Source organism: Cupriavidus sp. UGS-1, assembly GCF_021213615.1.
In the GTDB taxonomy this organism is placed as follows: domain Bacteria; phylum Pseudomonadota; class Gammaproteobacteria; order Burkholderiales; family Burkholderiaceae; genus Cupriavidus.
In genome coordinates this window covers 82,758-104,156 of record NZ_JAJQJF010000011.1, presented here as the reverse complement: position 1 = coordinate 104,156, position 21,399 = coordinate 82,758, and the positions used below count along the sequence as shown (strand labels likewise).

Genomic DNA, 21,399 nt, shown 5'->3' with positions numbered 1-21,399 from the left:
CGGTGTTCCCCATGGTCTGCCAGCCGGCCAGCAATAAACCAGCATACGGCTCGATACGGGAGCGGCCGAGTGGCCTCGCTCCCGTACCGGCCGCCAACCTCACGACTTCGTGATGTCAAACACCAGATTCACCGGCGAAGGGCCGAACGATCCGTTCGGCACGACGCCCGTCTGGTTGACGCCGGGCTTGGTCCAGTCGCACACGCCGCTCGGAAAGATCGCGCGCAGACGGTTCAGCTGATCGGGGGTGAACGGCACGCTGTAGTCGGCGGGATTGACCGGTTTCAACGTGCATTTCATCACGTCGGCCGAGACCGGGCCGCCGGCGGCGATGCGCGGTGCGGTCCACGACGGGAACAGCGAATTGCAGGTCGTGTCCGGCGTGCTGCTCAGGGTCTGCGGCTCGGCCACGAAATCCGTCTGGGACCGCCAGCAGCCGTCGACCGCGTTCTGCGGCTTGTGGGCGACGACCCGTTGCTTCTGCGAGGCCGGCGACTTGTCATCCTTGTAGGCCGCGACCCAGCGGATGAAGGTGTCCCACGCGGTATCGGCCGGCACCGGGTTGCCGCGCCACATCACGTGGTTGGCGGTATCGCCGTTGGCCTTCAGCATCCGTTCACGCTGCGCGAAATGGAACCACTGGTAGTGATAGGCGGCGTCCTCGTTATAGACGCCGGTCACGTCGAACACGGGGATCGAAGCCAGCCCGCCGTTGCCGCCCAGATGCAGGCCGGACTGCTGCGCTCGCAGGATCGCGCCCAGGTCGCCGAGGGAGCGGGCGGGGACGTAGTTGGCATCCTGGTCGTAGCCGCCCACCTTCTCGTTCAGGTCGAGGAACTGGTCGATCGTGATCGCGCCGCCGTTCAGTGCCGCCAGCCCGTATTGCACGCCGACATTGTCGAACGGACGCAATGCGAAGCCGGTGGCCTTGTCGATGCCGTACATATTTCTGGCGGCGTCGTACAACGTCGGCCGCGCACCGGTCGGGTTATTGACCGGGTGATAGCGCAGCTCCTGCGGCACGGCGGGATTGAACACGCCCGAGTTGTAGCCGGGGAAGTCCTGCCTTGCCGGCACCGGATCGATGCGCCCGGCCTGATTGGCCGCGTCCTCGAAGGCCTTGCGGCTCTTGTAGCCGGTGACCGCGGCGATCTGCGCGTCGGTCAGGGCGTTCGGATTGCCCATCAGGTAATGCGTGATCAGGTGCCCGTCCGAACCCGACAGGGCGATCGACAGCGGGTCGGGGAAGGTGCAGGCGATCAGCACGCCGTCGAACAGGCCGGGAATGCGGTCGGCCGGCTGCGAGCTGCCATAGGATCCGCCCGAGCACCCCGCGCTGACGGTGAAGACCGGCACGCCGAAGGTCTCGATCACCGCCTCCTTCGACATCATCGCCGCCTCGCTGGCCAGCACCGCGTTGCAGTTGTTCGACGCGTGCTGCAGCGTATTGGCGAACGTGGCGTAGCCCTCGCCGAGCCGCCTGACATTGAGCAGCGTGAAGTCGAAGCCGGCGACCGAGATATTGCCCTGCGCCGCTCCCTGGATGTACCAGCCGCCCGTACAGCCGAAGCCCTCGACCGCGATCAGCCGTTTGTTCCATGCCTTCGGCGGCTTCAGCGGGGTGGGGGCCGACTCCCTGGTCGGATCGTGCAGCACCGCGTTCTGATAGATGCCGCGATTGACCGTGCCGGTTTCCACGCGTACCACGAACGGCACGGTGTGGCCATCGAGCGTGGTCGTGTTGGCGACGTCGGCGGGCAGCGAGGTCGTGCTCGGCATCGGCACCAGCGCGCCGCCGGTGTTCTTCTGATAGAGGTAGTGCACGCGCGTGGCGACGCTGCAGTTGGCGTCGAGCGGTGGACCGAGGCGCGAGCCGTCCGGCAGCACGAAGCTCTCGGTCTGGCAGATGAACGGCGTCTGCCACGGCCCCGAAATCACCGGGCCGGTGATCGGATAGTTGGTCATCCGCAGCGTGGCCGTTTCGCGGCCGATCTTGGCCGTCAGCGTGTTCTCGCCGTCGCGCAGACCCGTCACGACGGCCTGCAGATGGCGAAGGTCGTCCAGCAGCGGACGGAATTCCCGCGTGATGTCGTTGCCGTTGAGCTCGATCCGCAGCGGGCGGCGGTCCAGCTTGATCTGGCGCGGCACGGTGATATCGATCAACGCGTTGCCGCCGGTCACGTGGTCGGGGGAGGAGGAAAGCAGCTGGATGGTCGGTGCCGCTTCGGGGCCGTCGTCATCGTCGTGGCCGCCGCCGCATGCCGTCAGGGCCGCAAGCATGGCGCATGCGAGCGCCATCCTGGGCCATCGCCGTAGGATGTTCATGTCGTCGACTCCTCTTTCGTAGTGAGTCGTGGGGGGTTGCAAGCCGCTCGGGGCTTGCGCCGACATGCATGCGTACGACGAGCTTAGTGTCCGGTCCTGCCAAATACAATGTCGAGGAAAGCTGACCAACAGCGGATATCGGGGACGGTACATGGCGCGCCTCCGGGGCGCCGAGGCCGGCCGCTGAACGGCCGGGGGCGCCTCCCGGGCGTACCCCTTCACGATTCGTGAAGCCCCCATTCCGTCCGGCGCCTTAGCAGCGCCCAAAGGTATCGGTACAGTCGCGTCAAACATCGATACGACCGAACCGTGCCTTTCTTCCCCATGCCCTCGTTCAAGGACGCCGCATGATCGACGTCCTGGTCATTGGCGGCGGCAATGCCGCCCTGTGCGCCGCGCTGATGGCGCGCGAAGCCGGCGCCTCCGTGCTGCTGCTCGAGGCCGCGCCGCGCGAATGGCGCGGCGGCAATTCGCAGCACACGCGCAATCTGCGCTGCATGCACGACGCGCCGCAGGACGTGCTCGTCGACGCCTATCCCGAAGAGGAGTACTGGCAGGACCTGCTGAAGGTGACCGGCGGCATCACCGACGAGCACCTGGCCCGCCTGGTGATCCGCGCGTCGTCGAACTGCCGCGACTGGATGCGCCGCCATGGCGTCCGCTTCCAGCCGCCGCTGTCGGGCGCGCTGCATGTCGCGCGCACCAATGCCTTCTTCATGGGCGGCGGCAAGGCGCTGGTCAATGCCTACTACCGAAGCGCGGAGAGGCTCGGCGTGCAGATCCGCTACGAGGCACCGGTCGACGCGATCGAGCTCGACGGCGACCGCTTCGTTGCCGCCCGCATTGGCAGCGAACGCATCGAAGCGCGCGCCTGCGTGCTCGCGGCCGGCGGCTTCGAATCGAACCGCGAGTGGCTGCGCGAGGCCTGGGGCCAGAACGAGCGCGGCGAATGGCCGGCCGACAATTTCCTGATCCGCGGCACGCGCTTCAATCAGGGCGTGCTGCTCAAGTACATGATCGACGCCGGCGCGGACGCCATCGGCGATCCGTCGCAATCGCACTGCGTGGCGATCGACGCGCGGGCGCCGCTGTACGACGGCGGCATCTGCACGCGCATCGACTGCGTGTCGCTGGGCGTGGTGCTCAACGCCAACGCCGAGCGCTTCTACGACGAAGGCGAGGACTTCTGGCCCAAGCGCTATGCGATCTGGGGCCGCCTGGTGGCGCAGCAGCCCGGGCAGATCGGCTACTCGATCATCGATGCGAAGGCGATCGGCCGTTTCATGCCACCGGTCTTTCCCGGCGTCACGGCCCGCACGCTGCCCGAGCTGGCGCGCAAGCTGGGCCTGGACGAGGCGACCTTCATGCGCACGGTCGGCGACTACAACGCGGCCTGCCGCGTCGGCACCTTCGACCACACGGTGCTCGATGACTGCCATACCGAGGGCCTGACGCCGGCGAAGACCCACTGGGCCCGTCCGATCGACACGCCGCCGTTCTACGGCTATGCGCTGCGGCCGGGCATCACCTTTACCTATCTCGGCCTGAAGGTCGACGACAAGGCCGCGGTGCACTTCGGCGGCAAGCCGAGCGCCAACCTGTTCGTGGCCGGCGAAATGATGGCGGGCAACGTGCTCGGCAAGGGCTATACCGCCGGCGTCGGCATGTCGATCGGCACCGCGTTCGGCCGCATCGCCGGCACCCAGGCCGCGCAGGCCGCCGTCGCACTACGGGGCGCCACCGTGCCCGTTCGTAGCGAATCTCTGGAACAGCAACATGCAACATCTTGAAGCGCTGACGCGCGAGGCGGCGGCGTTGGCGCAGGCCGCGCTGCCGCTGACCGCCGACGAACACGAAGTCGCGCGAACGCTGCAGATCTGCAATGCCTGCCGCTATTGCGAAGGCTTTTGCGCGGTGTTCCCGGCAATGACGCGCCGGCTGGAGTTCGGCAAGGCCGACATCCACTATCTGTCGAACCTGTGCCACAACTGCGGCGCCTGCTTCCATGCGTGCCAGTACGCGCCGCCGCATGAGTTCGCCGTCAATATTCCGCAGGCGATGGCCAAGGTCCGTGTGCAGACCTATGGCGACTACGCGTTTCCGGCCGCACTGGGCGGCTTGTACCGCCGCGCGGGGCTGGCCACGTCATTGGCGCTGGCCGCGGGCCTCGCGCTGTTCCTGCTGATGGCGGTGGCGATGGGCGGCGGCCTGTGGCACGCGCCGATGGCGGGCAATTTCTACGCGATCTTCCCGCACAACCTGCTGGCGGCGATGTTCGGCATCGTCTTCCTATTCGCGATCCTCGCGCTCGGCGTCGGCGTGACGCGGTTCTGGCGGCAGGTCTCACCGGGCACGCGGCCGGGAGAATCACGCGCCGCGGCTGCCACCGGCGCCGCCGGCGACGCGCTGCGCCTGCGCTATCTCGACGGCGGCCATGGCGAGGGCTGCAACAACGAGGACGACGCCTTCACGCTGGCCCGCCGGCGCTTCCACCATTTCACGTTCTACGGCTTCATGTTGTGCTTTGCCGCGACGACGGTGGCCACGTTCTACCACTATGCGCTGGGCCTGCATGCGCCGTACGCGTATACCAGCCTGCCGGTCGTGCTCGGCACGCTGGGCGGCATCGGACTGCTGATCGGGCCCGCGGGGCTGTTGTGGCTTAACCTGCGGCGCGATCCGCGCACCGGCGATCCGGACCAGCGCCCGATGGACCGCGGCTTCATCGCGCTGCTGTTCCTGACCAGCGCGAGCGGCCTGGCGCTGCTGGCCTGGCGCGATACCGGCGCGATGGCGGCGCTGCTGGCCGTCCATCTGGGCATCGTGATGGCGCTGTTCCTGACGCTGCCCTACGGCAAGTTCGCGCACGCCATCTATCGCAGCGCCGCGCTGCTGAAATGGCATATCGAAAAACGCCGGCCCAGCGATCTGGCCCTGGGGTCGGACTGATCCCGGCGAACGAACGAACGAACACAAGGAGAGAGAGACCATGACCAAACCCGGCGTGTTGAACATCCCCTCGATGCGCGACCGTTGCAGCGACGCCGAATGGCAGGCCCGCGTCGATCTGGCGGCCTGCTACCGGCTGGTGGAGCTCTACGGCATGGCCGACATGATGGCCAATCATATCTCGGTGCGCGTGCCCGACGAGGAGAACGCCTTCCTGATCAACGCCTACGGCATGATGTACGAGGAGATCACCGCATCGAGCCTGATCAAGGTCGATCACGACGGCAACATCCTGTCCAAGCCCGATTTCGGCGCGTTGAACTACGGCATCAACAAGGCTGGCTATGTGATCCACAGCGCCGTGCACGAGGCGCGCCCCGAAGTCGCCTGCGTGATCCACACCCACAGCTGGGCCTCGATGGCGGTGTCGGCGCTGGAATGCGGGCTGCTGCCGATCACGCAGACCGCGATGCGCTTCCTGAAGATCGGCTACCACGACTACCAGGGCGTGGTGCTCGATACCGCCGAGCAGGCCTCGCTGATCGAGGATCTGGGCAACAGCGAGGCGCTGATCCTGCGCAATCACGGCGCGCTGACCGTCGGCAATACCGTCGGCGAGGCCTTCAACTGGATGCACCGGCTCGAACTGGCCTGCCGCGCGCAGATCGGCGCGCTGTCGTGCAACACGCCACTGCGGCAGGTCGGGCAGGACGTGCTCGAGGCCACCTGGAACAACTATCAGCCCGGCACGCGCCGGCCTTATGGCGTGATGGAGTGGCCGGCGCTGCTGCGCAAGCTCGACCGGATCGACCCGAGCTACCGCGACTGAGCGCCGCGCACCCCACAAGAACCACTTCGCAGGATGGAGACCACGATGAACCGCAGACGCCTGCTGGCGCAGATGCTGGCGCTTGGCGCCGCCCCGATGGTGATGCGCGCCGCGCGTGCGCAGTCGCTGTCCAACAAGCCGGTGACCCTGGTCGTGCCGTTTGCGCCCGGCGGCAATCTCGATGTCGTCGCGCGCGCGATCGCGCCGGCGCTGGAGCAGGGCCTGGGCCGCAACGTGATCGTCGACAACCGGCCCGGTGCCGGCGGCGTGATCGGCGCCACGCTGGTGTCGCGGGCCGAGCCCGACGGCAGCACGCTGCTGGTCACCACGCCCAACGCCATCGTGGTGCTGCCGCGCATGACGCGAACCAACTTCAAGCTGGCCAGCTTCAACCCGGTCGGCCTGGTGTCGACCACCGCGCTGGTGGTGGTGGTCAAGGGCGGCGACAAGCGCTTTGGCGATATCCATTCGCTGCTGGCCTACGCCAAGGGCAACGCGGGCAAGCTCGCGGCCGGCCATGCCGGTCCCGGCACGACCAATCATATGGCGATGCTGCAACTGGAAGACGCGGCCGGCATTCGCCTCAATCAGGTGCCCTACAAGGGATCGGCGCCGGCGCTGGTCGACCTGATGGGCGGGCAGATCGACATGGTGGTGGACCAGCTGACCAGCTCGGCGCCGCATATCCAGTCGGGCGCGCTGCGCGCGCTGGCCGTGATGTCGCGCGAGCGCGATGGGGCCTTGCCCAAGGTGCCGACGCTGCGCGAGGCGGGCCTGGCCAACTTCGATGCGACCACCGCGACTGGACTGCTGGCGCCGGCCGGCACGCCAGCAGGGGTGGTCGACACCATCAATGCGGCGTTGCGCAAGGCCCTGGCGGAAGGCGCGGTGAAGAGCCGCTTGCTGACGGTCGGAAGCGTGGCTCATCCGTCGTCGCCGCAGGAACTGTCGACGCTGCTGCAGCGTGAGGACGCGCGAGCGCAGACGCTGGCGTCCGCGGGCCGGCTGAAGGCGGCCGAATGAGCGCCGGCATTTCTCTGTATTGCGAGCCGCTGCGATGACGCGCCCCTGTCTCCCCGTCCTCGAACGCATCACGCCGCCGGCCTTCCGGGCGCCGCCGGGTGCCTGCGACAGCCACGCCCATGTCTTCGGCCCGTTCGAGCGCTTTCCGCTGGCTGACGATCGCAGCTATACGCCGGCGGCCTATCCGGCCGAGGCGTTCATCGCGCATCTCGATGCGCTGTGCCTGTCGCGGGGCGTGCTGGTGACCGCGAGCGCCAGCGGCACCGGCGCCGGCAATGCCGTGGTCCTCGACGCGCTGCGGCGCTATCCGGCGCGGCTGCGAGGGATCGCCGTGCCGGCCGCCGATACCACGGACACCGAACTCGATGCCTGGCACGAGGCCGGCGTGCGGGGCGTTCGCATCAACCTGTATCAGGTCGATGGCCATGCGGTGTACCGCAACGGTGTCGGCATCGATGTGCTTGAGGCGATCGCGCCGCGCCTGCGCGAACGCGGCTGGCACGCGCAGATCTGGATTCACGCGCCGGACCTGGTCGAACTCGGCCCACGGCTGAAAGCGCTTCGCTTGCCGTTGGTGGTCGACCACATGGGCCGCATGTCGACCGCGCGCGGAGCTGCGGACCCTGGTTTCCAGGCGCTGTGCGCAATGCTGGCCGAGGGCACGGCGTGGACCAAGATCTCCGGCGCCGATCGGCTCAACCCCGGCGGGGCGCCTTATTACGAGGTGGACCCGTTCGCCGCGGCGCTGCTGCAGGCCAATCCGGACCAGGTGGTCTGGGGTTCCGACTGGCCGCATATCAACTACTTCGAGCCGCATCTGATGCCGGACGACGGCGTGCTGTTCAACCTGCTGGCGCGCTGGCTGCCGGATGCGGCGGCGCGCGAAAGGGTGCTGGTCGCGAATCCGGCGCGGCTTTACGGCTTTCCGTGATGACACGCTTGCCCTCTCCCCCAACCCCTCTCCCGCAAGCGGGAGAGGGGAGCCGCCTCAACGTGCCGCCTGTGCCTCGTGTTTTCTCCCTCTCCCGCTTGCGGGAGAGGGCCGGGGAGAGGGCAGCCCCATCGAATGCCCCAGGTCTGCTCCCTCTCCCGCTTGCGGGAGAGGGTTGGGGAGAGGGCAGCCCCTGCGGCCGGCTAGCCGCTGCCGCCTGAGAGCCGCAACCGCTTCAAACCCGTGACCTGCAACGGGCAACCATACACAACAAGCAACGAGGAGACATCCATGTTCCGCTTCGCCAACCCATTCGTCCGAGCCATCGCGCCAGCGATGATCGCCGCCACCGCGGCCCTTGCCCCGCAAGTCCATGCGGCCGACTATCCGACCAAGCCGGTGCGTGTGGTCGTGGCCTTTACCCCGGGCGGCACCACCGACATCCTGGCGCGCAATGTGAGCCAGCAGCTGGCGCAGCGCTTCAAGCAGTCGTTCGTCGTCGACAACCGTCCCGGTGCCGGCGGCAATATCGGCACGGAATTCGTCGTCCGCGCGCCGGCCGACGGCTATACGTTACTCGTCAATTCGGTCGGGCCGATCTCAATCAACCAGACGCTGTACAAGCGGCTCAGCTACGACCCGCTGACCGATCTGGTGCCGGTCGTGCAGATCGCCGATGTGCCGAACGTGCTGGTGGTCCATCCCTCGTTGCCGGTCAAGAACCTGGACGAGTTCGTCGCCTACCTGAAGGCCAATCCCGGCAAGCTCAACTACAGCTCGACCGGCGTCGGCACGTCGTCGCATCTGTCGGGCTTCATGCTGACCGAGCGGGTCGGCGCGCCGGCCACGCATATTCCCTACAAGGGCGCCGATGCGCTGAACGACCTGCTGTCCGCCCGCGTGCAGTTCATGTTCGCGACCATCCCGTCCGTGATCTCGCATATCCAGAGCGGCAAGCTGCGTGCGCTCGCGGTGACCAGCGCCAGGCGTTCGCGCTCGCTGCCCGACCTGCCGACGGTCGCGGAGAAGGGCTTCCCCGGCTTCGAGGCCGGCTCGTGGTTCGGCTTCTTCGCGCCCAAGGGCACGCCGCAGGACGTCGTGATGAAGATCAACCAGGCGGTCAACGAGGTGCTGCCGTCGCTGCAGGCACAGATGATCCGTGAGGGCGCCGATCCGGTCGGCGGCTCGCCGCAGCAGTTCGGCAAGTTCACGCGCGCCGAATACGAGAAGTGGAAGGCCGTCGTGCGCGCCTCGGGCGCTTCGGTAGACTGACGCCCTGGCTGGATATCTCGACACCATGACCGTTTCCTCGCGTCCCGCGCCCTTGCGCATCCTGTTGTCCGAGCCGGCCCTGCGGGCCCATGGCGACGCCATCGCCGCGGTGCTGCAGGACCGTCCGTGGACCGCGGTGCTGGCGCCCGCCATCGACGATACCCACGCGATCGATGCCGATATCGCGTTCGTCTCGCGCGATGTCACTGGCCTGTCGACCAAGCACGAGGTATTGCCGTCGACGCAGCGCTTCTATACCGCACTGCTGGAAGCGCCGTCGCTGCGCTGGACCCATGTGCATTCCGCCGGCGCCGACCGCCCGGTCTATGTCCAGTTGCGCGAACGCGGGGTCAAGGTCACCACGTCATCGGGGGCCAATGCCAGCGTGGTGGCGCAGACTGCTCTGGCCGGGTTGCTGGCGCTGGCTCGACATTTCCCGCGGATGCTGGCGGCGCAGCGCGAACGGCAATGGGTGCCGCTGATTGCGACCGGCATGCCGCGCGATCTGCATGGCCAGACGGCGGCCATCGTCGGCTGGGGACCGATCGGCCAGCAGATCGGCGCGGTGCTGCACGCGCTGGGCATGCGCGTGGTGGCGGTGCGGCAACGTCCCGACTCCGCCGGCCCGGATTATCAGACCGTGACATACCGGACGCTTGGCGAGGTGCTGCCGCGCACCGACTGGCTGGTGCTGGCATGTCCATTGACCGAAGACACCCGCGGCCTGATCGGCGCCGAAGCGCTGGCCCGGCTGCCGCAGGGCGCGCACCTCGTCAACGTCGCACGCGGCGAAGTCGTCGACGAGCCGGCCCTGATCGCGGCGCTGCGCGAGGGCAGGCTGGCCGGCGCCTATCTCGATGTGTTCGCCCACGAGCCCCTGCCAACGGATTCGCCGCTGTGGGACATGCCCAACGTCATCGTGACGCCGCACAGCGCCGGCTTCTCCGATGGCAACGCGGCCAGGGTCGTCGATATCTTTCTTGGCAAGCTGCGCGCCTGGGCTGCCCACGGCGATCCCGACGCGCGGCTCTGACCCTGCGCAATGGAAACCCCGTCGTCCCCGCGAAGGCGGGGACCCAGTGACTCTCGTTCGACGGTAGATCAAAGCCACTGGGTCCCCGCATGCGCGGGGACGACGGGGGATCGGCAGTCGAGCGTTAAATCCTGTCGTCCCCGCGAAGGCGGGGACCCAGCGACTCTCGCTCGACGGTAGATCAAAGCCACTGGGTCCCCGCATGCGCGGGGACGACGGGGGATCGGCCAGTCGAGCGTCAAAACGCTGTCGTCCCCGCGAAGGCGGGGACCCAGCGACTCTCGTTCGACGGTAGATCAAAGCCACTGGGTCCCCGCATGCGCGGGGACGACAGGTTGGCGCTTGCGGTACACTGTGCGGCGCGCGGCCCGTCCATCGTGCTGACCGGCATTCATTGCCGGCGGCGAGCCGCCCCAAGATCCTGTTCGCGATGCGCCGGTTTTTCCTGATCCTGCTGGTCATGCTGTTGCCGCTCCAGTCCGTCTGGGCAGCGGCCGCCGCCTATTGCGGGCACGAACAGCGGCCGGCGGCGCAATGGCACCTGGGCCATCATCAGCATCAACATCGCGGCGAGGGCAGCACCAGCTTCCAGGCTGACAACAAGGCCGATAACAAGGCCAGCGCCAAGGCCGACGCCGCCAAGGACACTGACGCCGCAGGCCTGTTCGATGCCGACTGCGGCACCTGCCATCTGGCCTCGCTGCCGTTCGCGCGTCCCGAACCGACCGACGTGCCGGTGTTGCGGCTGCCGCGGACCGTGCTGGTGACGCACGATTTCCACTACACCTCGCTCCATCCCCGCGCCCCCGATCGCCCGCAGTGGCTTCGTCTCGCTTGAGCGGCGAGACGACCGGATCGATTCCTTCCTGATTTCCCGTCTCGCCGAATTCCCTTGGTGTCTTTTCCAGGTGCAATTCGATGCGACGATACATCGTGCCGCTGTGCATGGCGGCCATTCTCTTCGGCCCCGGCCGGGCTGGGGCACAGCCATACCCACAGCCATTCCAGCAGCCATATCCGCAACCACCGCTGCCCGCGATCGAAGCTTCCGCGCGGCCAAGCGAGGCCGCTGAGCCGCTGACGCTGGAGACAGCGCTGGCGCTGGCCGCGGCCGGCAATTTCTCTCTTTCCGCCGCGGCAAGGGAGATCGACGCCACCGAAGGCGCGATCCGGCAGGCGCGGACCATTCCCAATCCCGAAGTGGCGGTTGCCATGGAGGACACGCGGCGCGAATCCCGCACCACCACGGCTCAACTGAATCTGCCAATCGAACTGGGCGGCAAACGTGCCGCACGACTATCGGCAGCGGAGCGGGGCCGCGACGTCGCCCAGGCGCAATGGCGCAGCACGCAGGCCGATCTGCGTGCGACCGTGATCGCCGCCTTCTTTGGCGTGGCGGTGGCCCAGGAGCGCGTACGGCTGGCCGCCGCCTCGGTCGATATCGCGCGCAAGGGCGCCGATGCCGCGGCACGGCGCGTCGCCGCGGGCAAGGTCTCGCCGCTGGAGGAGACGCGCGCCGCGGTGGAGCAGGCCAATGCCGAGCTCGAACTGGCCGACGCCACGGCGGAACTGCAGTCGTCCCGGCAGGCGCTGGCCGCGCTGTGGGGCAATGCCTCGCCACAATTCACCGAAGTCCGCGGCGACCTCGATGCGCTGCCGTCGCGTCCCGCGCCGGCGCAGTTGCTGGCCGCGCTCGACGACTCGCCGCTGCTGCTGGCAAGCCGTCTCGAAGTGAGCCGCCGGCAGGCGCTGGTCGACGTAGAACGCAGCCGCCGCTATCCGGACATCACCGTCAGCGTCGGCACCAAGCGCGACAACGAGGCCAATCGGACCATGCCGGTGCTCGGCGTGGCGATACCGCTGCCGCTGTTCGACCGCAACCAGGGCAATCTATACGAATCGATCCGGCGCGCCGACAAGGCCGCGGACGAATTCCTGGCCAACCGGATCCGTCTGGCCAACGAACTGCAACAGGCGAGCAACCAGCTGGCCGTATCGCGCAGCTCGGCACAGGCGCTGAAGGAAACGGTACTGCCCGCGGCCGAGCGTGCCTACGACGCCGCGACGCGTGGCTTCGAAGCCGGCAAGTTCGACTTCCTGAACGTGCTCGACGCCCAGAGGACGCTGTTCCAGGCGCGCATTCGCTATCTCGGCGTGCTGGCCCGCGCCTATCAGGCGGCCACCACCATCGACCGCATCGTCGGACGCTAACCAGGACCGATTTCGATCATGGCAATCACATCGAAGCAAAAGGCCGCCATCGCGGCCATTCTCGCGGTCGGTACGCTGGCGACGGCTGCCGTGCTGCTGTCCGGCCGCGCCGGCATGGACACGCACGACGCCCATGGCGACGGGCATGGACATGGTGGCGAGCAGGCATCCACAGCGGCGGCAACCCCAGCCGCAACCGCGGCAGCCGACAAGCATGCCGACCACGATGCCCCGATCGCGCTGACCGACGAACAGATCCAGCGCGCCGGCATCACCATCGAGACCGCAGGCCCTGCGACGATCCAGTCGGGCCTGCAGTTTCCCGGCGAAATCCGCTTCAACGAGGACCGCACCGCGCATGTGGTGCCGCGTCTGGCTGGCGTTGCCGAAAGCGTGCCGGCCACGCTGGGCGAGCGGGTCACGAAGGGGCAATTGCTGGCGGTGATCGCCAGCACCGCGCTGTCGGATCAGCGCAGCGAACTGCTGGCCGCGCAACGCCGCATGGAGCTGGCCAGCGCGACCTATCAGCGCGAACGCAAGCTGTGGGAGGAGAAGATCTCCGCCGAGCAGGACTATCTGCAGGCCAAGGCGGCGCTGGAGGAGGCCCGCATCGCCGTGCAGAATGCGCAGCAGAAGCTGACCGCGGTCGGTGCGAAGGCCTCGTCGGCGCGGCTCAATCAGTTCGAGCTGCGCGCGCCCTTCGACGGCGTCATCGTCGAGAAGCATCTGGCGCTGGGCGAGGCGGTGGCCGACAACGCCAATATCTTCACGATCTCGGATCTATCGACGGTCTGGGCCGAGTTCGTCGTCTCGGCCAGGGACCTGGAGCGCGTACGGGTCGGCGAGACCGCGCTGATCCGCTCGGCCGCGTCGGACGGCAAGGCGGAAGGGAAGGTCTCGTATGTCGGCTCGCTGTTGGGCGAGCAGACCCGCACGGCCAAGGCGCGCGTCACGCTGAAGAACCCGAACCTGGCCTGGCGGCCAGGGCTGTTCGTCACCGTCGAGGTGCTGACCGACAAGGCTACGGTACCGGTCGCGGTACAGGCCGATGCGGTGCAGGACGTCGACGGCAACAGCGTGGTCTTCGTTGCCGGTCCGAAGGGCTTTGTCGCGCAGCGCGTCGTGCCCGGACGCAGCGATGGCCAACTGGTCGAAATCCGCGAAGGCCTTCGCCCTGGCACGCGCTATGCCGCGCGCAACAGCTTCGTGCTGAAGTCCGATCTCGGCAAGGACGCTGCCGGGCACCAGCACTGACACCGGAGATCGCCATGTTCGAACGTGTCATCCGTTTCGCCATCGCACAGCGCTGGTTGGTGCTGCTCGCGGTGCTTGGCATGGCGGCATTGGGCGCGTACAGCTACACGCGCCTGCCGATCGACGCCGTGCCCGACATCACCAACGTCCAGGTCCAGATCAATACCTCGGCGCCCGGCTATTCGCCGCTGGAGACCGAGCAGCGGATCACCTATCCGATCGAGACCGCCATGGCGGGCCTGCCGGGCCTCGAGCAGACCCGTTCGCTGTCGCGCTACGGGCTGTCGCAGGTCACCGTGATCTTCAACGAAGGCACGGACATCCATTTCGCGCGCCAGCTGGTCAACCAGCGGATCCAGGAGGCAAAGGAAAGGCTGCCCGCCGGCGTGTCGCCGGCCATGGGCCCGATCTCCACGGGGTTGGGCGAAATCTATCTGTGGACCGTCGAGGCCAAGGAGGGCGCGCGCAAGCCGGACGGTTCGCCCTACACGCCGACCGATCTGCGCGAGCTGCAGGACTGGGTCGTCAAGCCGCAACTGCGCAATGTGCCGGGTGTCACCGAGGTCAACTCGATCGGCGGCTTCGACAAGGAATACCTGGTCGCGCCGAGCCTGGAGAAGCTGGCCTCGTACGGCTTGACGCTGGCCGACGTCGTCAGCGCGCTCTATCGCAACAACGACAATGTCGGGGCCGGCTATATCGAGCGCAGCGGCGAGCAGTATTTGGTGCGCGCCCCGGGGCAGGTCCGCAGCGAGGCCGAGATCGGCGAAGTGATCGTCGGCAGCGCGCAAGGACAACCGATTCGCGTGCGCGATATCGCCGAGGTCGGCATCGGCAGGGAGCTGCGCAGCGGCGCCGCCACCGAGAACGGCAAGGAGGTGGTGCTCGGCACCGTCTTCATGCTGATGGGCGAGAACAGCCGCGCGGTGGCGCAGGCGGTCGGCGAGCGGGTCGAGGCGATCAACCGCACCTTGCCGAAGGGCGTCAGCATCGTGCCGGTCTACGATCGGACCCGGCTGGTCGACAAGGCGATCGCCACCGTCAAGAAGAACCTGCTAGAGGGCGCGGTGCTGGTGATCGTCGTGCTGTTCCTGTTCCTCGGCAATATCCGCGCGGCGATCATCACGGCGCTGGTGATTCCGTTGTCGATGCTGTTCACCTTCACCGGCATGGTGAGCTACCGGATCAGCGCGAACCTGATGAGCCTGGGCGCACTGGACTTCGGCATCATCGTCGACGGCGCGGTGGTGATCGTCGAGAACTGCGTGCGGCGGCTGTCCCATGCGCAGGCGCATCGAGGCAGGCCGCTGACGCGCTCCGAACGCTTCGAAGAAGTGTTCGCCGCCGCGCGCGAGGCACGGCGGCCGCTGCTGTTCGGCCAGCTGATCATCATGATCGTCTATCTGCCGATCTTTGCGCTGACCGGCGTGGAAGGCAAGATGTTCCATCCGATGGCCTTCACCGTGGTGCTGGCCTTGCTGGGCGCGATGCTGTTGTCGGTGACCTTCGTGCCCGCCGCCGTTGCGCTGTTCATCGGCGAGCGCATCGCCGAGAAGGAAAACCGGCTGATGGCATGGGCGAAGCAGCGCTATGCGGACTGGCTGGAGCGGTCGCTGGCGAACGCGCCGGTCGTGCTGACCTTTGCCGGCGTCGCCGTCGTGCTGTGCCTGGCCATCGCGTCGCGCCTGGGCAGCGAGTTCATCCCGAACCTGAACGAAGGCGATATTGCCATCCAGGCCCTGCGGATCCCGGGCACCAGCCTGTCGCAGTCGGTCGAGATGCAGAAGCAGCTCGAAACGACGCTGATGGTGAAATTCCCCGAGATCGAGCGCGTGTTTGCGCGTACCGGCACCGCGGAGGTGGCGTCCGACCCGATGCCGCCCAATATCTCCGATGGCTACATCATGCTGAAGCCCCAATCGGAGTGGCCCAAGCCGGTCAGGACCCGGGAGGCGCTGCTCGAAGCGATGCAGGCGGAGGTGGCGAAGCTGCCGGGCAACCGCTACGAGTTCTCGCAGCCGATCCAGCTGCGCTTCAACGAGCTGATCTCGGGTGTCCGGTCCGACGTGGCGGTCAAGGTGTTCGGCGACGATCAGGCGGTGCTCGACCAGACGGGCGAGCGCATCGCGGCAGTGCTGCGCAACGTGCCGGGCGCGTCCGAGGTCAAGGTCGAGCAAACCACCGGGCTGCCGATGCTGACCGTCGACATCGACCGCCACAAGGCGGCGCGCTACGGGCTCAACCTGAGCGATATCCAGGACGCCGTGGCGATTGCGATCGGCGGCAAGGAGGCCGGCATCTTCTATCAGGGCGATCGGCGGTTCGACATCATCGTGCGCCTGCCCGATGCGGTCCGGCAGGACATCGAGGCGCTGCGCCGGCTGCCGATCGCGTTGCCGAAGGGCGGCGGGGCCGACGCGCGGGTCAGCTATATCCCGCTGGCCGAGGTCGCCACGCTGGAGATCTCGCCGGGGCCCAACCAGATATCGCGCGAGAACGGCAAGCGGCGCGTCGTCGTCAGCGCCAATGTCCGGGGCCGCGACATCGGCAGCTTCGTGCCCGAGGCGCAGGCGGCGATCGACAGCGCGGTGAGGATGCCCACCGGCTATTGGATGAGCTGGGGCGGTACCTACGAACAGTTGCGCTCCGCCACGGAACGCTTGCAGATCGTCGTGCCTGTGGCCTTGCTGCTGGTGTTCGTGCTGCTGTTCGTCATGTTCAACAACATCAAGGACGGCATGCTGGTGTTTACGGGCATCCCGTTCGCGCTGACGGGCGGCATCCTCGCGTTGTGGCTGCGCGGCCTGCCGCTGTCGATCACGGCGGCGGTCGGCTTTATCGCGCTGTCGGGCGTCGCGGTACTGAATGGACTGGTGATGCTGTCGTTCATCCGCAAGCTGCGCGAAGACGGCAAGCCCCTCGACGAGGCGATCCGGCTCGGCGCGCTGACGCGGCTGCGGCCGGTACTGATGACGGCACTGGTCGCCTCGCTCGGTTTCGTGCCGATGGCGATCGCGACCGGCACCGGCGCCGAGGTCCAACGGCCGCTGGCCACCGTGGTGATCGGCGGCATCCTGTCATCGACGGCGCTGACGCTGCTGGTGCTGCCGGTGTTGTATCGCCTGGCACACCGGCGCGATGAGGCTCTGGCGGCCGCGGCGGTGTCCCACCCGGCCTGAGCGCGAAGGCCCTCCGTCTTCCTTCTGTGCAAGCCGCTGGCGATCGCCGGCGGCATCTCCCATATCCGTTTCCTGATATCGGCGTCATCCGAGGGCCGCTCGCCATTGTTCGTCTCCATTGAATAGACCTGGCAACGGCAGCCGGATTGTGGGCCCGCGGCGCAGCCGACAGAATGCGCCAACGACGGCAGGGTGCCGCGGCGGAGAACGGAATCATGAAGCTGACGATCAACGACACCGAGCACGACCTGCAGGTCGACCCGGACATGCCCCTCCTTTGGGTCCTCAGAGACGTGGCCGGCCTGACCGGGACCAAGTTTGGTTGCGGGATGGCGCAGTGCGGTGCTTGCACCGTTCACGTCGACGGCGTGGCGCAGCGCAGCTGCGTGTTGCCGATCTCGGCGGTGCAAGGAGCGCGGATCACCACCATCGAGGGACTGTCCGCGGGCGGCGATCACCCGGTGCAGCGGGCCTGGGCCGAGCTGGACGTGGTGCAGTGCGGCTATTGCCAGTCGGGTCAGATCATGTCGGCGTCGGCGCTGCTGCGTCAGAACCCCGCGCCGACGGACGCGGACATCGACGCGGCGATGTCGGGCAACCTGTGCCGCTGCGGGACATACCAGCGCATCCGCGCGGCGGTTCACCGGGCCGCCAAGCTGTCGCGGGAGCGGACATCGTGAAGGCCCCGCTCGACGTTTCGCGGCGCCGTTTCCTGGCCGCCGGCGCGGTGCTCGGCGGCGGGCTGGTGATCGGATTTTCGGTGCCGTCGATGCGCCGGCTGGCGGATGGGGCCGTCGACGATGCCATGGCTGCGGAGCCGGCACCGTGGACACCCAACGCCTTCCTCCGCATCGGTGCCGACGACAGCGTGACGGTATTGCTGGCGCATTCCGAGATGGGGCAGGGCGTCTGGACCTCGCTCGCGCTGCTGATCGCCGAAGAGCTCGATGCGGACTGGACCCGCATTCGCGTCGAACATGCTCCTGCTGCACCGGCCTATGGCATTGCGATGCTCGGCGGCATGCAGGGCACGGTCGGCTCACGCAGCGTGCGCAGCGAATTCCTGCGCTACCGGCAGGCCGGCGCCGCGGCACGCGCGATGCTGGTGCAGGCGGCGGCAGTGCGCTGGCAGGTCCCGGTGGACGTGCTGCGCACCGACAGTGGGGCGGTCGTGCATGACGGCCGGCGGCTGCGCTATGGCGAACTGGTTCACGAGGCCGCGGCACTGCCGGTGCCTGCCGCCGAGGCGCTGCGCTTGAAGAACGCGGGCGATTGGAAGTGGATCGGCAAGGGGGCACGGCGCCTCGATGCCGCCGACAAGATTACCGGCCGTGCCCGCTTCGGCATCGACGTCAAGCTGGACGGCCTGCTGACCGCGGTGGTCGCGCGTGCGCCGATGTTCGGCGCGAAGCTGGTCTCCTTCGACGACAGCGCTGCGCGCGCCGTGCCTGGCGTCCGGCAGGTGCTGGCAGTGCCCAGCGGCGTGGCCGTGCTGGCGGACCATTACTGGGCCGCCAAGCGTGGGCGCGATGCGTTGAAGGTCGAATGGCAGGGCGGCGACAAGGCGCTGGGCAGCGCCGCGCTGATGGCACACTTCGCAAGGCTGGCGCGCGAGCCGGGGCCGATCGCGCTGGAGGCCGGCGATGTCGACGCCGGCATGGGGCAGGCGCGGCGCACGGTCGAGGCCGAGTACCGGCTGCCATATCTCGCGCACACCCCGATGGAGCCGCTCAATTGCACCGTGCGGTTCGGGCCCGACGGCTGCGATGTCTGGGTCGGCACGCAGATGCAGACGCTGGCGCAGCGCACGGTGGCGCAGATCGCCGGGGTCGAGCCCGCGCAGGTACGGATCCACACCACGTTTTTGGGCGGCGGTTTCGGGCGGCGGGCGGTGCAGGACTTCATCGCGGAGGCCACGCACGTCGCCCGCGCCGCGGGCGCGCCGGTCAAGACCGTGTGGTCGCGTGAAGACGATGTCCGCGGCGGCTATTACCGGTCCGGCTTCGTGCATCGGATCCGCGTCGGCCTCGATCGCGACGGCCGGCCACTGGCGTGGCGGCACGGCATCGCCGGGCAGTCCAACCATCCCGAACGCGAAGGCGTGCATCCGACCTCGGTCGAGGGCGTGGTCGACTCCCCCTATGTGCTCGGTGCCACCGCGCACCGCGTCGTCGCGCATTCCCCGCGCACCGCGGTGCCGGTGTGGTACTGGCGTTCGGTGGGTCATAGTCATGCGGCCTTTGCGATGGAGTCGATGGTCGACGAACTGGCGCACGCCAGCGGACAAGACCCGGTCGCCTATCGCCTCCGACTGCTGAAGGACGCACCGCGCCATCGGCGCGTGCTGGAACTCGCCGCGCAGCGCTTCGGATGGGGGCGTCGGCCCCAAGCCGGTCGAGGGCACGGTATTGCCGTGCACGCGTGCTTCGGCAGCGTGGCGGCGCAGGCCGTCGAAGTCTCGGTGCGGGACGGCGCCATCCGCGTCCATCGCGTGGTCTGCGCGATCGATTGCGGCGTGGCGGTGAATCCCGACAACGTGCGCGCGCAGATGGAGAGCGCGATCGTCTACGGGCTCAGCGCGGCGCTGCATGGCCGCGTGACGATCGTCGACGGCGCGGTGCGCGAATCCAACTTCCACGACTACCCGGCGCTGCGGATGGCCGAGATGCCGGTAATCGAAGTCCATATCGTCGACAGTGCGGAGAGTCCCGGTGGTGCCGGAGAGCCCGGCACGCCGCCGATCGCGCCGGCGGTTGCCAATGCGGTGTTCCAGCTGACCGGCGCCAGGCTGCGCGAACTGCCGTTGACCTTGCCCCCGCGCGCTCGGACTCGACCGAACGCCTGAACCAGGAGCCTTCCATGTCCAACCAAGTTCCTTCGCATGCCCAGGCGCCCAGCGGCGTCATTGCCAGCCTGCCGGCCTCCCGGCTCGAACCGCTGGCCTACCTGCTGATGCGGACCGTGTTCGGCATCGTGATGATGACGCACGGGGTGCCGAAGCTGCTGGGCACCAGCCACGGTTCGATGGCCGACCCGATGGCCGGGGCGACGCGGCTGATCGCGGACGTGCTGCACCTGCCTGGTGCGCCGGTGCTGGCGTGGCTGGTGGCGGTGCTCGAGACCTTCGGTGGCGCGATGCTGATCGCCGGGGCGTTGACCCGCCCGCTGGCCGCGCTGATGACGCTGCAGATGATCGCGATCTGCTATATCCACCGCCAGCATTTCGCCTGGATCGATCGGGGCATGGAGTACCCGCTGGTGCTGCTCGCGGTGGCCCTGCTGGTGGCGGCGCGCGGCGGCGGGCGCTGGTCGGTGGACGCCCTGCTGGCGGCGCGCCGCCGATCATAGGCTGGCATGGCGGGATTGACGCGGCGCGGATCGATCTGTTAATTCTGCCGGACCTTCAATGCAGATCGATCCCAACGGCATGGACCGCTTCGACGCCTTGCAACTGTTTACCCGCATCGTGGAACTGGGCACCTTCTCCGGTGCCGCCAACGCGCTCAATATTCCGCGCGCGACCGCCACGCATGCGATCAAGGAACTGGAAGCCAGGCTCGGCGTGCGCTTGCTGGAACGGACCACGCGCCAGGTGCGGCCGACGCTCGACGGCCAGGCGTTCTACGAGCGCAGCAAGCGCGTGCTGGCCGAGCTCGAAAATGCGGAGACCTCGCTGAGCAGCCACGTATCGGATCCGCGCGGCACGCTGCGGCTCGATCTGCATGGCATCCACGCGGCGATGATCATCCTGCCGCGGATCGACGACTTCCATCGGCGCTATCCGCATATCGAGCTGGTGATCAGCAGCGGCGACCGGCTGGTCGACCTGGTCGGGGAGGGCATCGATTGCGTGGTGCGGGCCGGCGTGCCGCGAGAATCGTCGCTGGTCGCGCGCCGCCTGGCCAATCTGCCCGAGATCATCTGTGCCAGCCCGGCCTATCTGGAGCGGCACGGCACGCCGCGCCATCCCGACGAGCTCGCGCAGCACCAGGGCGTGGGCTTTTTCTCGCGCAATCACGACTATCGCTACCCGTTCACCGTACGGATCGACGGCGAGGTCGTGGAATACCTGCCGCGAGGCTGGATCACCGTCAGCGACGCCGAGTGCTATACGCAGGCCGGCCTGGCCGGCTGCGGGCTGATCCAGGTGCCGCGCTTCCGTCTCGAGGAGCATCTGCGCGCGGGGCGGCTGGTGCAGGTGCTGGCGGACTGGCCGTGCCCGGAACTGCCGATCTCGGTCATGTACACGTCGCAGCGCCAGCTGGCGCCGCGGGTACGCGCGTTCGTCGATTGGGTCGCGGCGCTGTACGAGGAGCGCTTCGGGCCGCTGAAGTAGCGACGGTTGGCGCGCGGGGCGGCCCTCTCCCGCTTGCGGGAGAGGGCTGGGGAGAGG

16 protein-coding genes are annotated in these 21,399 nt (G+C 68.1%); 15 read left to right on the top strand and 1 reads right to left on the bottom strand.

What is annotated here, in order from left to right:
• Positions 1 to 99: 99 nt before the first annotated feature.
• Positions 100 to 2,280, bottom strand: a complete 2,181-nt coding sequence (locus tag LRR16_RS15545) for a DUF6351 family protein (protein ID WP_232206441.1) — start codon at positions 2,278 to 2,280, stop codon at positions 100 to 102.
• A 392-nt stretch (positions 2,281 to 2,672) separates the two neighbouring features.
• On the opposite strand from LRR16_RS15545, the gene tcuA reads away from it, so the two are divergent.
• The 15 genes from tcuA to LRR16_RS15470 all read left to right on the top strand — a co-directional run bounded on the left by tcuA (position 2,673) and on the right by LRR16_RS15470 (position 21,342).
• Positions 2,673 to 4,115: an FAD-dependent tricarballylate dehydrogenase TcuA gene (gene tcuA / locus LRR16_RS15540; protein WP_232206440.1), complete on the top strand. Its 1,443-nt coding sequence runs from the start codon at positions 2,673 to 2,675 to the stop codon at positions 4,113 to 4,115.
• Positions 4,102 to 5,274, top strand: a complete 1,173-nt coding sequence (tcuB, locus tag LRR16_RS15535) for a tricarballylate utilization 4Fe-4S protein TcuB (RefSeq protein ID WP_232206439.1) — start codon at positions 4,102 to 4,104, stop codon at positions 5,272 to 5,274. The genes tcuA and tcuB overlap by 14 nt, the downstream gene beginning before the upstream one ends.
• 40 nt (positions 5,275 to 5,314) lie before the next feature.
• A complete protein-coding gene (locus LRR16_RS15530; RefSeq protein ID WP_232206438.1) occupies positions 5,315 to 6,103 on the top strand; it encodes a class II aldolase/adducin family protein in 789 nt (262 codons plus the stop codon).
• Positions 6,104 to 6,148: 45 nt separating this feature from the next.
• Positions 6,149 to 7,126, top strand: a complete 978-nt coding sequence (locus tag LRR16_RS15525; protein ID WP_232206437.1) for a tripartite tricarboxylate transporter substrate binding protein — start codon at positions 6,149 to 6,151, stop codon at positions 7,124 to 7,126.
• 34 nt (positions 7,127 to 7,160) lie between these two features.
• Positions 7,161 to 8,057, top strand: a complete 897-nt coding sequence (locus LRR16_RS15520) for an amidohydrolase (protein ID WP_232206436.1) — start codon at positions 7,161 to 7,163, stop codon at positions 8,055 to 8,057.
• A gap of 291 nt (positions 8,058 to 8,348) precedes the next feature.
• Positions 8,349 to 9,329, top strand: coding sequence for a tripartite tricarboxylate transporter substrate binding protein (locus LRR16_RS15515; protein ID WP_232206435.1), 981 nt, complete (start codon positions 8,349 to 8,351; stop codon positions 9,327 to 9,329).
• 25 nt (positions 9,330 to 9,354) lie between these two features.
• Positions 9,355 to 10,362, top strand: coding sequence for a D-2-hydroxyacid dehydrogenase (locus LRR16_RS15510; RefSeq protein WP_232206434.1), 1,008 nt, complete (start codon positions 9,355 to 9,357; stop codon positions 10,360 to 10,362).
• Positions 10,363 to 10,792: 430 nt separating this feature from the next.
• Positions 10,793 to 11,200, top strand: coding sequence for a cation efflux protein, CzcI family (gene czcI, locus LRR16_RS15505; RefSeq protein ID WP_232206433.1), 408 nt, complete (start codon positions 10,793 to 10,795; stop codon positions 11,198 to 11,200).
• 80 nt (positions 11,201 to 11,280) lie between these two features.
• Complete coding sequence (locus tag LRR16_RS15500; protein WP_232206432.1) at positions 11,281 to 12,573, top strand: TolC family protein; 1,293 nt, start codon at positions 11,281 to 11,283, stop codon at positions 12,571 to 12,573.
• Between the two features lie 18 nt (positions 12,574 to 12,591).
• Positions 12,592 to 13,827 (top strand): efflux RND transporter periplasmic adaptor subunit, encoded by a 1,236-nt coding sequence (locus LRR16_RS15495; protein WP_232206431.1) that lies wholly within the window; start codon positions 12,592 to 12,594, stop codon positions 13,825 to 13,827.
• A gap of 14 nt (positions 13,828 to 13,841) precedes the next feature.
• Positions 13,842 to 17,006 (top strand): CusA/CzcA family heavy metal efflux RND transporter, encoded by a 3,165-nt coding sequence (locus LRR16_RS15490; RefSeq protein ID WP_232206430.1) that lies wholly within the window; start codon positions 13,842 to 13,844, stop codon positions 17,004 to 17,006.
• Positions 17,007 to 17,218: 212 nt separating this feature from the next.
• Complete coding sequence (locus LRR16_RS15485) at positions 17,219 to 17,686, top strand: (2Fe-2S)-binding protein (protein ID WP_370646826.1); 468 nt, start codon at positions 17,219 to 17,221, stop codon at positions 17,684 to 17,686.
• Positions 17,683 to 19,851 carry a xanthine dehydrogenase family protein molybdopterin-binding subunit gene (locus tag LRR16_RS15480; RefSeq protein ID WP_232206428.1) on the top strand — a complete coding sequence of 723 codons (2,169 nt, stop codon included), beginning with the start codon at positions 17,683 to 17,685 and terminating at the stop codon, positions 19,849 to 19,851. Before LRR16_RS15485 ends, LRR16_RS15480 begins: the two co-directional genes overlap by 4 nt.
• Before the next feature lie 14 nt (positions 19,852 to 19,865).
• Positions 19,866 to 20,354 carry a DoxX family protein gene (locus LRR16_RS15475; RefSeq protein ID WP_232206427.1) on the top strand — a complete coding sequence of 163 codons (489 nt, stop codon included), beginning with the start codon at positions 19,866 to 19,868 and terminating at the stop codon, positions 20,352 to 20,354.
• A 79-nt stretch (positions 20,355 to 20,433) separates the two neighbouring features.
• Positions 20,434 to 21,342, top strand: coding sequence for a LysR family transcriptional regulator (locus LRR16_RS15470; RefSeq protein ID WP_232206490.1), 909 nt, complete (start codon positions 20,434 to 20,436; stop codon positions 21,340 to 21,342).
• The last annotated feature ends 57 nt before the right edge of the window (positions 21,343 to 21,399 follow it).